Source organism: Sneathiella litorea (genome assembly GCF_009882915.1).
In the GTDB taxonomy this organism is placed as follows: Bacteria; Pseudomonadota; Alphaproteobacteria; order Sneathiellales; family Sneathiellaceae; genus Sneathiella; species Sneathiella litorea.
This window is the reverse complement of sequence record NZ_WTUW01000001.1, coordinates 1,077,966-1,091,184: the sequence shown is the minus strand read 5'-3', so window position 1 is coordinate 1,091,184 and position 13,219 is coordinate 1,077,966. Positions and strand designations below refer to the sequence as shown.

The window sequence follows — 13,219 nt, the reverse complement described above, 5'->3', positions numbered from 1 at the left end:
TAGCCCCACACTTCAACAGATAAAAAGAAATCCGGCTCGTCCTTCTGTCAAAAGACGAGCCGGATATATTAAAAGCTAACGGCCTAGTTTCTTGAGGAAATTGTCAAGAAGTTCGACACCTTCTTGGGCAAGACCGCCTTCAGCAGCGTATCCTCTCCAAAGCTCAGCAGCAGCTTGTTCCATTTTTGCCCACTCCTCCGCAGAAATCACAGAAATTTCTACGCCTTGTTTTTCCATTTCCTGCATGGCCTGTGCATCTTTCATATCAGCCTGAGCGATATAATCAAAAGATGATGCCACAGCAGCCTCTTTCAGGATTTCCTTTATGTTGTCAGGAAGTGCGGACCATGCGGCTTCATTAACTGCAAAGAAATTATTTGGAACCGGCATCGGAGAAGGCTGCACATAGTATTTGGCAACTTCTTGATAGGAATTGTTCAAATTGCCAGAGGGGCTTGCCCAACGGGCGGCATCTAGTACGCCAGTTGCAAGGCCTGTATAAATTTCACCGCCACCCATGAAAACAGGTGTCGCTCCCATAGATTCATACCATTTGGCCTCCAGACCAAATGACCTTATTTTCAGCCCTTGGAAATCAGCCATGGATGTGATTGGCTTCTTGGACATAATATCCCAAGGTGGAGAAAGTTGCGGCCCGAGATAGAAAATACCATACGGCTTGTAAGCTTTCCGGGCGATATCAATAAAACCTTCTTTGTAGAAGAAATTATACCGTTCAATCGGTGTCCTTAGAGAACCGGGAACGCCGCTTTCCAAATTCGCTATTGGCCCCATTTTACCAGAATAGTAACCACCTGTTAAAACAGCCATTTCCGTCAAACCCGCGCCGACTGCTTCCAGGCCATCCGCAATCGGGAAAAGGGCGCCTACCGGGTAGATTTCAAATGAAATGTCACCCCCAGACATTTTTTCAGAAAGCTTTGCAAATTTTTCTTCCAATGCAATGTAACCTGGCTCGCCTGCATTCAAGTTACTCTGAATGCGCCAGACAACGGCATCATCTGCCAAAGCCAAGTTACCAAGGCTGAAAAAGGCTGCAAAACCTAGGGCCAAGCGCTTTATCGGTCTCATTCCTAACATATTTACCTCCGAGATAAGTTTCGAAAATTAAAACTTTGTATCTATTTTCGAAATAATGACACGGAAAAAACTGAGATGTCAAGTGAAGTACCGAGAAATTAGTACATCTTCTGAACTGTCCTCTACAGTTAGAATAAATATCTTCTTATATCATCATAAAGTTCGATGGGATTTCACCACGCAACCGTCGATTATTTTAGAAAGAGTTCGTATGTTGCTACAGTCGGAAGTTTTTCTGGGGTTTTGCTAAATTAACTTTTTAGCAAGAATATTTTTACGAATTTAGGCGCTGACAGACAAATGCTACCTCGTCTCCGTTTGCAAAAAATACCTTCATTTTGTCGGGCGAATTTTCTGTCATTCTGTCAGTGCGGCATTTCGTTGAGACCTAAAAACTTGTCGGCTAATTAGGCAACTATCACGGTTGAGGTTGTTATGGACTGATGCGTAAACAGAAACAAATTCCGTAAAGTTCCGGAAATCCGCCACTAACTGGATTGATCATGAAGTTGCCGTTACCCGCAATCCTTCAATTTCCAACGCCATATCCTCGGCCAACTGGGTAAAATCCTCAGCCCCCATCCCCTGATGCAAAGCCAATCGCAGCGCGGTGACATTAGCCTGAAAACGGTGGGCCAGACGATTGGGGTCTGCACTGTCTGCCAACTCGCCTGCAGTTTGTGCGGCTGAAAAGGCAGCCCTAAACTCGTTATGCATCGCTGAAAGATAATTTCGTGTCGCGGCTGCAATGGCCGGGTCGGTCGTACGCGTGTCAACCATGGTTTTGGTCAACATACAGGCTTTTCGAGACTTGTCATTCGGCGCCAGCCGCGCATAGGCCCGAAAATGATCAGCCAGAGCATCCAGCGGCGAAGCCGCGCGCACGATCTGGTTGCGAAACATTGCGCGGGATTTTTCAAAATAGCGTTCAAGCGCTAGCATGTAGAGGTGCTCTTTGCTGGTAAACGCCGCATAGATGCTGCCGGGTTTCATCTGTAAGGCAGCTTCTAGGTCCTTGAGCGAGGTCGCGTGAAACCCTTTCTCCCAAAACAGCTTCATAGCTGCATCGAGAGCAGTTTCACGATCATAAGGTGCGGAACGGGACATGCTCAGGTGGTCTCTTTAGTCAGCTGCGCAAGGATTTTTGTGTAATTTTCGACACCTTGTGCGCCAGTGACAAGGTGCTTTTGATCAAACACCATTGCCGGAACGCCGCGTATACCCTGTTGGATCCAGAAATTCTGCTCTTGCCTAACGTCAGACGCAAAGCGTTGGTCGTCCAGAACCGCCAGAGCTTCGGCACGATCCAGCCCAATTTCTCCGGCGACATCAGCCAGAACTGTCACGTCAGACAGGTTACGCCCCTCAGTGAAATGTGCGGTGAATAACGCCATTTTCAGGTCATTCTTGCGCCCCTGTTTGTCAGCCCAATGAAGCATCTGGTGGGCATTGAATGTGTTGTGCATGCGCATGTCTTCAGTGAACCGGAAATCAAAACCCAGATCGGCACCAAGCTTTGTCATTTGCGCCCGACTCTGCGCCGAGTGCTCGGGGGTAGAGCCATATTTTTCGATGATATGCTCGCGAGTATTCTGCCCTTCAGGTGGCATCTCTGGATTCAGTTCAAACGGGTGCCAGTGGATGTCATGCGCCGTAGCGGTGGCCTCAAGAGCTTGTGCTAACTGGCGATACCCGATGATGCACCAAGGGCACATCACATCGGACACAATGTCGATACGGAGTGGCGTTGTCATGTGAACTTCCTTTCTTCATCTTCCAGTACACTTTGGTCGACTTCCAACCATATTCGCAAATTAATGACGCCATAGACCAGCGAAATCAGTTTCGCCGTTAAAAGTAACATCAGATGGGTTTCCTAGGCGCCCGTTGCATTAGGCCGGGCCAGGACTGGGATCTTGCGACTAATGTTAAAAATTGTTGCCCGGAACAAGGCACAGCCACCTTTAGTGTTTAACGCATTCATGATTTGGTCTTCACAAAGGATTTGGGGCAGAGAACTCTCCGCCCCAAATTTTGATTTACTTAAGCGACTTGAGAAGTTCTCTCCCATGCGAATTTTTGAAATACCTGATCAATTGGCGTCTGGGCAAAGTGATTGGTATAGTTGGACATCAGTTTCTGAGCCGCGCCCAGAATAACTTCCAGGATGTTTGTCTGGCTAAACCCAGCTGCCAAAAAGGCTTGCGTGTCGGCCTCATCCACAAAACCGCGATTGCGAATAACCAATAAGGTGAAGTCGCGCAGCGCTTCCAGCTTAGCAGTCGGTAGTGGAGTTTCGTTGCGCAACGCCTCAGTGATCGCGTCATCAACTTTCATCATTTTAGCAATGCCAGTGTGCGCCGGGACGCAGTAATGGCAATCCTGTTCGACATTCACAGTTTGCCAAACGACAGTTTTTTCCTCGTCAGTCAGGCTTGTGGCCATGAATTGTTGATGGGCAAAATTATAGGTAGCCAACAGACCCGGAGCATCAGCCATGATAGCATGAAGCCCAGGAATACGACCGTTGTTCTTCAGCGATGTTTCCAGATGTGGCTTAGAAGCTTCCGGGGCTGTTTCAATAGTGTGTTTGACGAAGTCAGTCATTTTCTTTCCTTTAAGTTTTCAGTTTATTTTATTCAGTTTCATGCGGGATTGATGCCAGAGGTACCCTCGGTGATCACTAGCCAGTCACCGCATTTCTGTTTCAACACCATCGTTTGGTATCCTTCACTACGTTGCGCTAGAGGAGAGATAATCTTATTTGAGCAATTACTCAATAGCGTATTTGAGTGATCACTCAAATGTGATGTCGACTTAAATTCCTGTAGAGAATTCCTGAGCTAACCCGCTAATGTGACTATAACCCACTGATCATGCCGCGTTCTTAGGTAGCGTACCCTGCCATCAAACAACAAGAGATCGACCTGAAATGTTCCCCTAATCGAACGCTATCCGATTACACAAACTCACACTAATAAATGGAATTGTTTTATGAAAAACATCGAGCCTCGTTCATAAATAAGGGTTCCGAAATTTCGAAGCGAGAGGGGGAAAATTAGACACACAACATTCCTACCAGGCGGATAATCTCGGATGACGTTATAAAAGAGCGAAACGAGTTCGAATTTTTGAGTCTCGCCCATGGTAAGAACACTGATTTATGCAGTCTGGACAAACTAACCTATTTAGCTGTTTGCCAGTAAAAGAAAGACCCTGGAAAGTATCTCTTCTTTGCAATTTATACGTACAAAAAAGGAGCACAAAAGCGGGTGTTAATCGAAGTATTTTCTTGGTTTTTAATTGTACTTTTTGACCAATTATACTATAAAAATCAAATTGATGAGCGAATTTGTAGCAACAGAATAAACCGGCCTAAGCTTACACCATTCCGCTTGGGTATTTGCTCTATTTTGTTTTGAAAATTATCACCTAATAATAATCGATTGGTGTAGTAAAAATGCTTAAGAATGAACTAGGCACCATCATTATCGGTGCAGGAATGGCAGCGGCTATACTTGCTAAAACCCTTCGCGATCTCGGCGATGAACGCTCAATCACAATTTTAGGAGACGAACCTTTCCCGCCCTATGATCGCCCGCCGTTATCGAAAGAAGTCTTAACCTCAAAATTAGAGCCCAAACCAGACTATAAGGTGCTGTCAGACGAATACGACCGCGTCTCCGTTTGGCGTAAAATGACATAATAGTGCCACTATCATGCCGCGCTGAGTTGCTGCCACTCGGCCAGTGCGGCATTTCTTTGAAGCTTGAATATTTTCCGCTTGGTTAAGTGACGCTCATGATTGAAATGATTGTGGACGGATGCGTGAATAAATACGAATTTTTGCAAACTTCGCAGGCGCCTGAATTTCAGCATCGCCTGCTCTCTTCGTCGAAATGGTAGATGGGAGTTTTCACAGCGATTGTTCTTCCACCGGCCAGCCTCTTGAACCTCGGCATTTCCGATGGTCTTCATAGCGGCACGATATGACCGTAATCTATCCGTTACTATTTCATTTGGTTTTCCATGCCGCTTCATAAGTTTCTTAAGGAACACCAAGGCTGCCTTGCGATCGCGGCGTTTAGAAACATAGACTTCCAGGACTTCTCCTTCATGATCAACCGCACGCCACAGGTAATGTGTTTCACCATTGATCTTCACAAATACTTCGTCCAAATGCCATCGCCAGTTGGAATAATTCTGGGAAGGAAAATTACGTTTCTTCCGGATCTCGCGCGCAAACAGTGGACCAAACCGGTTCCACCAATAGCGTACAGTCTCATGGCAAATGTCGATACCGCGCTCATGAAGAAGGTCTTCAACATTGCGAAGTGAAAGCGGAAATCGGACATACATCATCACCGCCAGCCGGATGATCTCAGGTGACGTCTTGAAATAACGAAATGAGTTCTGTTTTATCATGCTCGGAAGCTAGTCGACGAGCAAATGACCATCAAGCAATTTTCTTCTGACAGTGCCGAAGGGAGATATTCCTCCTCAACACACCAGTTTAAAAAGCCTTTCAGGGTTTTGAAGTATTTATCTGATGTTTTTGGGCTAATTTGGTTTCCCTCTACAAGTGCTTCCGCCGCCTGCAGGACATTCATGCCCGCATAATCTTTCTTTTTCTCGAAGCTACTGGGGACTCTCATCATCAGGTTCCGAAACTTTTCCACATTGCCCTTGGTGATGGAGCTTATGGATAAATCAGGACCAACGAGCAACTTAAACCAGTTCAGAACTCTTATATTATCCGCCGCTGTCTTCTTTACCCATTCATTACTACCAGACTTGAGTTTGATAAATTTATCTACCAATTCCCCGACCGTGATCTCTGATCCGACAAAGTTCGCCTTTTGCTCATAGGTTCCGTAGGCAGGTGCTTTGAAGAGGACATCCTTGGGCTCAATCTGATCATAGTCACCCGATAACATGGCGGCATATATTCGGCTTTGTTCAATTTTTGCTCGAAGAATTCCTTCACAAAGATCATCGAAACTGTCGGTTCCCTTTTTTGGAAAAAGATATCCGGAGTTTTCCGTCGCACCCTCCGCAATACCAATTGTCCCTAGCTGAAAATTTCGGCTTGCGAGTTCTAATTTCAGGGATTTCAGGAATTTATCGGTCCCAATGAGTTCTTGCGCAACATCAATGCCGGGATTGGGGCCACCAACACCATCTTTGACGATTTCCCGCACTTCCTGCATCGCGGTCGCGAAATACTCTTTAATGATTTTATCAATCACATTTGCTGGAAGTTCAGACATAAGCCCGCAATAGTCAAAAAACCGTTCGAAAACATTTGAAATTATCCGGCACCGCCTCCTTGCGATGTCCGGTTGGTTCGTTCGCAACGATAGCTTGATTTCTGATTTATTCAAATAGGGAATGACCACGGAAGGGATTGCCCTTCGGAAGTAAAACTGACGGCCTCGCCGAACCAGATAAACAAGTCGATATTCGCCCATGATCAGACCTTCCCTGTACCAGTTTTCTGTACTAGAGGCCCGCCAGCCGCGTTTTATACGCGATCAGGGTTTTGAGCTAAAACCAAAATTGATATAATTACCAACAGGTTAGGTAACTTAAATTCTTAACCTGAAGAAAAAGTGGCGGAGGGAGGGGGATTCGAACCCCCGATACGGTTCCCCGTATACACACTTTCCAGGCGTGCGCCTTCAGCCACTCGGCCACCCCTCCGCAGGGTGCGCCCCGCACAATCGGAGGCGCGCGGCGAATATACTTGAGAGTCGGGAGAATGCAAGGGGTCAAACCCCTCAGAAGGCAAATTTAATTACATTGCTATGACATTCAGCTGAAGAAGAGAGAGATGCTTTGAACTCCCCGCAGTTTAAACGTAACATATCCCAATCAAGCAACGGGGTAGACTAAAAAGTGATCATTGGACGTATTTTCGGCTGGATCCTGATCGGAAGCGCTTTTCTGGTTGTGGGCCATGACCTACTGCAATATCTAAACAACATGGTCTGGCATTCCATTTTGCTCGGTGAGCTCTGGTTTATTGTCAATCCGGAGGGGCTGAACCTGATGCAGGCTATTGTCCAGCGCTACATCTCGCCCACGCTCTGGGATCCGTTTATTCTCTCGCTTTTACTCTGGCCGGCCTGGATGGTCTTTCTTGTGCCCGGCATTACTCTTGCCATCCTATTCCGCAAAAGAAAGAAGAAGGAGGGACGGGGCTTTTTGGCCTAGTCATCCCCCATCTTAAGAGCTGCGAGAAAAGCTTCCTGCGGAATATCCACATTTCCGACAGAGCGCATCCGCTTCTTGCCTTTCTTCTGCTTTTCCAGAAGTTTCTTTTTACGAGTGATGTCGCCGCCGTAGCATTTCGCCGTCACGTCTTTTCGCAAGGCGGAAATAGTCTCGCGCGCGACAACTTTCCCGCCAATGGCCGCCTGCAAAGCAATCTTGAAAAGCTGACGCGGGATAAGGTCCTTCAGGCGCTCGCACAATTGACGGCCTCGCGCCTCCGCCTGGTCACGATGGACGACCATTGCCAGCGCATCAACAGGCTCGGAATTGACAAGAATAGACAGTTTTACAAGGTCACTCTCGATATAGCTGTCCATTTCATAGTCAAAGCTGGCATAGCCGCGCGTTACCGATTTAAGCCGGTCATAAAAATCAAAAACAACTTCGTTGAGCGGTAATTTATAGACAACCATCGCCCGGGAACCGGCATAGGTGAGATCCGCCTGCACACCGCGCTTATCTTCACAGAGTTTCAGGACCTGACCGAGATATTCGTCCGGCACCATGATCGTCGCCTTGATCCAGGGCTCTTCAATCCGGTCGATCTGCATGACATCTGGCATGTCCGCCGGGTTATGCATTTCAACCATCGTGCCATTACGCATGTAAAGATGGTACACGACCGACGGTGCTGTGGTGATCAGATCAAGGTCGAACTCCCGCTCCAACCGCTCCTGAACTATCTCAAGATGCAGAAGGCCGAGAAAGCCGCAGCGGAATCCAAAGCCGAGCGCAGCGGAAGTCTCCGCTTCAAAAGAAAAGCTTGCGTCATTCAGGCGGAGTTTGCCAAGGCTCGATTTCAATTCAGTGAAATCAGCGGCATCAATCGGAAAGAGACCACAGAAAACAACTGGCTGGTTCGGTTTGAACCCGGGAAGTGGTTCGGTCGCAGGCTTGCGGTCGTCTGTGATGGTATCTCCGACTTTCGTGTCCGCAACTTCCTTGATCGCCGCTGTCATGAAGCCGATTTCACCGGGGCCCAATTCGTCGACGATCAATCCCTTTGGCGTAAATACGCCGACACGATCGACAAGATAGCTTGCTCCCGTCTCCATCATGCGGATCTTTTGCCCCTTCTTGATAACGCCTTCGCGCACCCGGAACAGAACCACAACACCAAGATAGGCATCATACCAACTATCAATGAGAAGACCGCGCAACGGAGCGTTACGATCGCCCTTGGGCGGCGGGATATGAGCGACAACCGCTTCAAGCACTTCATCCACGCCCTTGCCGGTTTTTGCAGAAATCGGGATTGCGCCGCTGGCGTCAATGCCGATAACTTCTTCAATCTGCTCCACAACGCGATCCACGTCGGCCGCGGGCAAGTCGACCTTGTTCAGAACCGGTACAATCTCGTGATTAACCTCGATTGCCTGATAGACATTGGCAAGCGTCTGGGCTTCCACGCCCTGACTGGCATCAACGACAAGTACCGACCCTTCGCAGGCGGAAAGCGAACGGTTCACCTCATAGGCAAAATCGACATGACCTGGCGTATCAATCAGGTTTAAAGTATAGGTTTCCCCGTCCTTCGCCGTATAGAGCAGCCGAACCGTCTGCGCCTTGATGGTAATGCCGCGCTCCCGCTCGATATCCATGCTATCCAGCACCTGCTGATGCATCTCGCGATCATCAAGTCCGCCGCACATCTGAATCAGGCGGTCCGCCAGAGTCGATTTCCCATGGTCGATATGGGCGATAATCGAGAAATTGCGAATTTTATCGAGTTCGGTCATGGATGCTCTTTTAATTCTAGAATTCTGATCTTCCAACTAGCAGGTTTGCCGGTAATTTCAATCGCTAACTTTTCGATGGCAGCACAACATTGGAAAAGCTGCCTTTGCCTGAAGGAATCTTCATGATTCCTGAGCAGCTAAAAACCGTCTTGTCGTCAGCCGTCAGGATACAATTTGCAAATATCAAGGACCGGGTTTGCTTGACGAGCTGCGTCCGGCCCTCCAGCCAGGCACCAATCGGCGCCGGCGCGACAAAGTCACAAGACATCTGGACAGTCGGTAAAAACATCCGAAAACCGGCCAGGGCCTGCGCGCCGACCCCCAATTGCATATCCGCAAAAGTCATCAACATACCGCCATGACAGATATTTGCCGGATTGCAATGTCTTGGCTCGATCCGAAGACCAAGATAAGCGTCACTATCCATTTTCTTGATCATTAAGGGTCCGGTGATTTCGACAAACCCCATCGAGCCGGGAAACTCCCTAAATCCTTCTGGTACATTCATTGTCATTTCTTTTTCTCCAGAAACAGAACAAGGGGAGCAATTTCAGCTCCCCTTTTAAACTGACACTAATGCAGGCTATTGTCGCAAACTGCCACCCGTAGCTTTCTCAATACTCCCAATGACTTTTGCCGCCACGGCGTCAATCTCTTCCTCGGTCAAGGTTCGGTCTGTTGGCTGCAGGCGGACAGAAAAGGCAACGGATTTCTTACCCGCGGTGATCTTTTCCCCTTGGTAAATATCAAAAATTGACACGTCCGCAATCAGCTTCTTGTCACTTCCCCGTGCTGCGCGGATAATCGTGTCAGCGGTAATATCCACATCGACTTCAAAGGCGAAATCCCGCTCAACGGATTGATAATCAGAAACGGCTAACGGTGGCCGCGCGGTTTCTTTCGACTTGGGAAGCGGTATATTGTCGAGATAGATCTCAAACCCAACGATTGGGCCTTTCACCTTCATGGCTTCCAGTACACGCGGATGAATTTCACCAAAAGCCGCAAGCCGGTTCTTCGGGCCAAGCTGCATCACACCTGATCGGCCAGGATGATACCAATCCGGCGCGCCTGCTACAACCTGAACAGAGTTGGCCGGACCGCCCACAGCTTCAAGCAATGCCAGTGCGTCCGCCTTCGCATCATAAGCGTCAAACTTGCGACCACCTCCGGCCCAATGCCGCGAAGACGTTTGCCCTCCGCGAATACCGCCAGCCACCATGACCTGTCCTTCGGGCTGGTCGGAGTGATACTCGGAACCCACCTCGAAAAGGGAAATATCGGCAAAGCCGCGCGCATGGTTCCGCCCGGCCGCCGCAATTAGGTTCGGCAAAAGTGATGGACGCATCGCATCAAGATCCGCGCTGATCGGATTGACAAGAACGATTTCATCCGGAACGCCACCAAAAAGATCGGCATGGGCGCGCGGCAGGAAGGACCATGTTACCGCCTCCATCATACCGCGGTCGGCCAGCGCTCTTTTCGCGATCCGGACCCGGCGCTGTTTTGCGTTCACTGCCGGTTTTGCGACAACATTCTCCAGTGGCAGTGGAACAGGCTCAATATTGTCATATCCATAGATACGAAGAACCTCCTCGACCAGATCCGCCTCACCATCGATATCCATGCGCCAGGAAGGAACGTTTGTTCGGATTGCCTCTCCCATTTCTTCAGGCGCAAACCCAAGCTTGTTGAGAATTGTCATCATCTCAGCCACGGGAACGTCAATACCGCCAAGGTCCTTAACGCGGGACTTGCGAAGCTCAACAGTTTTATGCCAGTCAGGGCCCTCACCTGCGATCACAACCTCGCTTGGATCGCCTCCACACAGATCAAGGATCAGCCGCGTTGCAATTTCAACGGCGGGCTCAACAAAGGCCGGATCGACACCCCGTTCAAAGCGATAGCGGGCATCTGATTCAATCCCGAGCTTACGTCCGGTCGTCGCGATCCGTACCGGATCGAACAGCGCCGTCTCGATAAAGACATTGACCGTTTCCTCTGAACAGCCGCTCAATTCTCCGCCCATGATACCGCCAAGGCCAAGCGCATGCGTATCATCGGCAATGACGCAAGCGTCGCTATCAAGCTTGTATTCCTCGCCGTCTAGCGCGAGGAGCGTTTCCCCGTCCCTGGCCAGGCGAGCCTGAATATCGCCATTAACCTTGTCCGCATCGAACACATGAAGCGGACGGGCTAGATCAAAGGTGACAAGATTTGTGATATCGACCAGCGCAGAAATAGGACGCAACCCAATGGCAATCAGCTTTTTCTGCAGCCATTTCGGGCTTGGCCCATTCTTGACGCCGCGTATATACCGCCCGGCGAATTTGGAGCAGGGCAAAGGGTCAACATCGGTGAAATTCAAGTGAACCGAAATGGGGCTTTCGAAGGTTCCCGCAATTGCTGTCGTATTAAGCGGCTTCAGCGTTCCGAACCCACTTGCAGCCAGGTCCCGCGCGATACCATAAACACCGAGTGCATCCTGATGATTAGGAGTAATCGCTATCTCGATCATCGGGTCATCCAGCCCGGCGAGATGAACAAAAGAAGCTCCGATCTCTGCATCCTCCGGCATCTCAATGATACCGTCATGTTCATCCGAAATGCCCATCTCCCGTTCAGAGACCAACATACCGTTACTTTCAACACCGCGAATCTTCGTCGGCTTCAACAACAGGTCAGTCCCGGGAACGTAAGAACCAGAGGGGGCAAATACACCCTTCATCCCTGTTCTTGCATTCGGCGCGCCACAGACAACCTGCACCACTTCATTACCCGTATCGACCTTACAGACGCGCAGACGATCCGCATCCGGGTGCGGCACGGCTTCGATCACATGGGCGACACGAAAAGCGTCCAGCGTTTTGGAATGATCGAGGATGTCTTCAACTTCGAGACCTATGGATGTGAGCTTATCTGACAGCTCTTCGAGCGATGCGTCATAATCAAGATGTTCTTTCAGCCAGGATACCGTGAATTTCATCGTGATAACCCTCCGCCCAGCGTCGGAACATCCATCGGGACAAATCCATAATGTTTAAGCCAGCGTAAATCTGAGTCAAAGAAGGCACGCAAATCCGGAATGCCATATTTCAGCATGGCAATCCGGTCGATACCCATGCCCCAGGCAAACCCCTGATACTCCGCCGGGTCGAGACCGCAATGCGCCAGAACGCGAGGGTTGACCATGCCACAGCCGAGAATCTCCAGCCAGTCATCGCCCTCGCCGACCTTCACATGATCACCTGCGAAAGTGCAGCGAATATCCATCTCCGCCGACGGTTCAGTGAAGGGAAAATAGGATGGCCGGAAGCGCATCGTGACTTCATCAAGTTCGAAAAACGCCTTGCAGAACTCTGCAAGCACCCCTTTTAAATGGCCCATGTGACTTGTCTTGTCGATGACCAATCCTTCAATCTGGTGGAACATCGGGGTATGTGTCTGGTCAGAATCACTTCGGAACGTTCTGCCGGGTACGACAATACGATGCGGCGGTTTTTCCGAAAGCATCGTGCGGATCTGCACAGTCGATGTATGCGTGCGCAAAAGCTGCCGCGAGCCATCTTCCTTTTCTGGCAGGTAAAAGGTGTCGTGCATTTGACGCGCCGGATGCTCTGGCGGGATATTCAAAGCCGTAAAGTTATTAAAATCATTTTCTATATCCGGGCCTTCTGCAACATCGAACCCCATGCCCGCGAAAATCTCTGTTATTTCATCCATAACCTGGCTTATCGGATGGATACGTCCCGTTGTTTCCGGTCGCACCGGCAAGGTGATATCAATTCGCTCTTCCGCCAGCTTTGCATCAAGCGCCGCCGCATGAAGAGACGCTTTAGCTCTTTCAACAGCCTCGCCGACAGTGTTTTTCAACTTATTAAGTTTCGGCGCAACGGTCTGGCGCTCAGCCGGGTCCATCTGGCCCAGGCCGCGCATCATCAGGCTAACGCTGCCTTTCTTGCCAAGCGCGGAAATACGAAGTGATTCCAACGCGTCCAGATCGGTTACATTGCCAATCTCTATCAGCAATTCCTGTTCAAGCTTTTCAATATCCTGCATCACAACTCGCAAATAAAAAGGGGGCCACAAACTGGGCCCCCTTT

At 49.4% G+C, this 13,219-nt stretch carries 12 protein-coding genes, 1 tRNA gene and 1 pseudogene; 2 read left to right on the top strand and 12 right to left on the bottom strand.

From position 1 onward, the window contains the following. Positions 1 to 75: 75 nt before the first annotated feature. The 4 genes from dctP to GQE98_RS05245 all read right to left on the bottom strand — a co-directional run bounded on the left by dctP (position 76) and on the right by GQE98_RS05245 (position 3,708). Entirely contained in the window at positions 76 to 1,101 is a 1,026-nt protein-coding gene (gene dctP / locus GQE98_RS05260; RefSeq protein WP_161314575.1) for a TRAP transporter substrate-binding protein DctP, read from the bottom strand. Positions 1,102 to 1,602: 501 nt separating this feature from the next. Next, entirely contained in the window at positions 1,603 to 2,208 is a 606-nt protein-coding gene (locus tag GQE98_RS05255) for a TetR/AcrR family transcriptional regulator (protein ID WP_161314574.1), read from the bottom strand. A 2-nt stretch (positions 2,209 to 2,210) separates the two neighbouring features. Beyond that, on the bottom strand, positions 2,211 to 2,855 hold the full coding sequence (locus GQE98_RS05250; protein ID WP_161314573.1) for a DsbA family oxidoreductase: 645 nt from the start codon (positions 2,853 to 2,855) through the stop codon (positions 2,211 to 2,213). Between the two features lie 289 nt (positions 2,856 to 3,144). Next, a complete protein-coding gene (locus tag GQE98_RS05245) occupies positions 3,145 to 3,708 on the bottom strand; it encodes a carboxymuconolactone decarboxylase family protein (protein WP_161314572.1) in 564 nt (187 codons plus the stop codon). Positions 3,709 to 4,561: 853 nt separating this feature from the next. Between GQE98_RS05245 and GQE98_RS05240 the strand changes: the two genes are divergently transcribed. After that, positions 4,562 to 4,807: an FAD-dependent oxidoreductase gene (locus tag GQE98_RS05240; RefSeq protein ID WP_161314571.1), complete on the top strand. Its 246-nt coding sequence runs from the start codon at positions 4,562 to 4,564 to the stop codon at positions 4,805 to 4,807. A gap of 11 nt (positions 4,808 to 4,818) precedes the next feature. On the opposite strand, the gene GQE98_RS05235 is transcribed toward GQE98_RS05240, so the two are convergent. The 4 genes and pseudogenes from GQE98_RS05235 to GQE98_RS05225 all read right to left on the bottom strand — a co-directional run bounded on the left by GQE98_RS05235 (position 4,819) and on the right by GQE98_RS05225 (position 6,804). After that, positions 4,819 to 5,526 (bottom strand): IS6 family transposase, encoded by a 708-nt coding sequence (locus GQE98_RS05235; RefSeq protein WP_161314570.1) that lies wholly within the window; start codon positions 5,524 to 5,526, stop codon positions 4,819 to 4,821. Next, positions 5,523 to 6,371 carry a hypothetical protein gene (locus tag GQE98_RS05230; protein WP_161314569.1) on the bottom strand — a complete coding sequence of 283 codons (849 nt, stop codon included), beginning with the start codon at positions 6,369 to 6,371 and terminating at the stop codon, positions 5,523 to 5,525. The genes GQE98_RS05235 and GQE98_RS05230 overlap by 4 nt, the downstream gene beginning before the upstream one ends. 24 nt (positions 6,372 to 6,395) lie before the next feature. After that, positions 6,396 to 6,572, bottom strand: a pseudogene (locus tag GQE98_RS18520) (DUF6538 domain-containing protein); the annotation flags it as partial. 142 nt (positions 6,573 to 6,714) lie between these two features. Beyond that, a tRNA-Ser gene (locus GQE98_RS05225) sits at positions 6,715 to 6,804 on the bottom strand. 195 nt (positions 6,805 to 6,999) lie between these two features. Between GQE98_RS05225 and GQE98_RS05220 the strand changes: the two genes are divergently transcribed. Beyond that, positions 7,000 to 7,317: a hypothetical protein gene (locus GQE98_RS05220; RefSeq protein WP_161314568.1), complete on the top strand. Its 318-nt coding sequence runs from the start codon at positions 7,000 to 7,002 to the stop codon at positions 7,315 to 7,317. Here the strand turns inward: GQE98_RS05220 and lepA are convergent. From lepA to pheS, 4 genes are all read right to left on the bottom strand, one after another. Continuing rightward, on the bottom strand, positions 7,314 to 9,116 hold the full coding sequence (gene lepA / locus GQE98_RS05215; protein ID WP_161314567.1) for a translation elongation factor 4: 1,803 nt from the start codon (positions 9,114 to 9,116) through the stop codon (positions 7,314 to 7,316). The genes GQE98_RS05220 and lepA overlap by 4 nt on opposite strands. 64 nt (positions 9,117 to 9,180) lie before the next feature. Continuing rightward, positions 9,181 to 9,630, bottom strand: coding sequence for a PaaI family thioesterase (locus GQE98_RS05210; RefSeq protein WP_161314566.1), 450 nt, complete (start codon positions 9,628 to 9,630; stop codon positions 9,181 to 9,183). Positions 9,631 to 9,699: 69 nt separating this feature from the next. After that, positions 9,700 to 12,102 (bottom strand): phenylalanine--tRNA ligase subunit beta, encoded by a 2,403-nt coding sequence (pheT, locus tag GQE98_RS05205; protein WP_161314565.1) that lies wholly within the window; start codon positions 12,100 to 12,102, stop codon positions 9,700 to 9,702. Beyond that, positions 12,099 to 13,175 carry a phenylalanine--tRNA ligase subunit alpha gene (gene pheS / locus GQE98_RS05200; protein WP_161314564.1) on the bottom strand — a complete coding sequence of 359 codons (1,077 nt, stop codon included), beginning with the start codon at positions 13,173 to 13,175 and terminating at the stop codon, positions 12,099 to 12,101. The genes pheT and pheS overlap by 4 nt, the downstream gene beginning before the upstream one ends. Between the last annotated feature and the right edge of the window lie 44 nt (positions 13,176 to 13,219).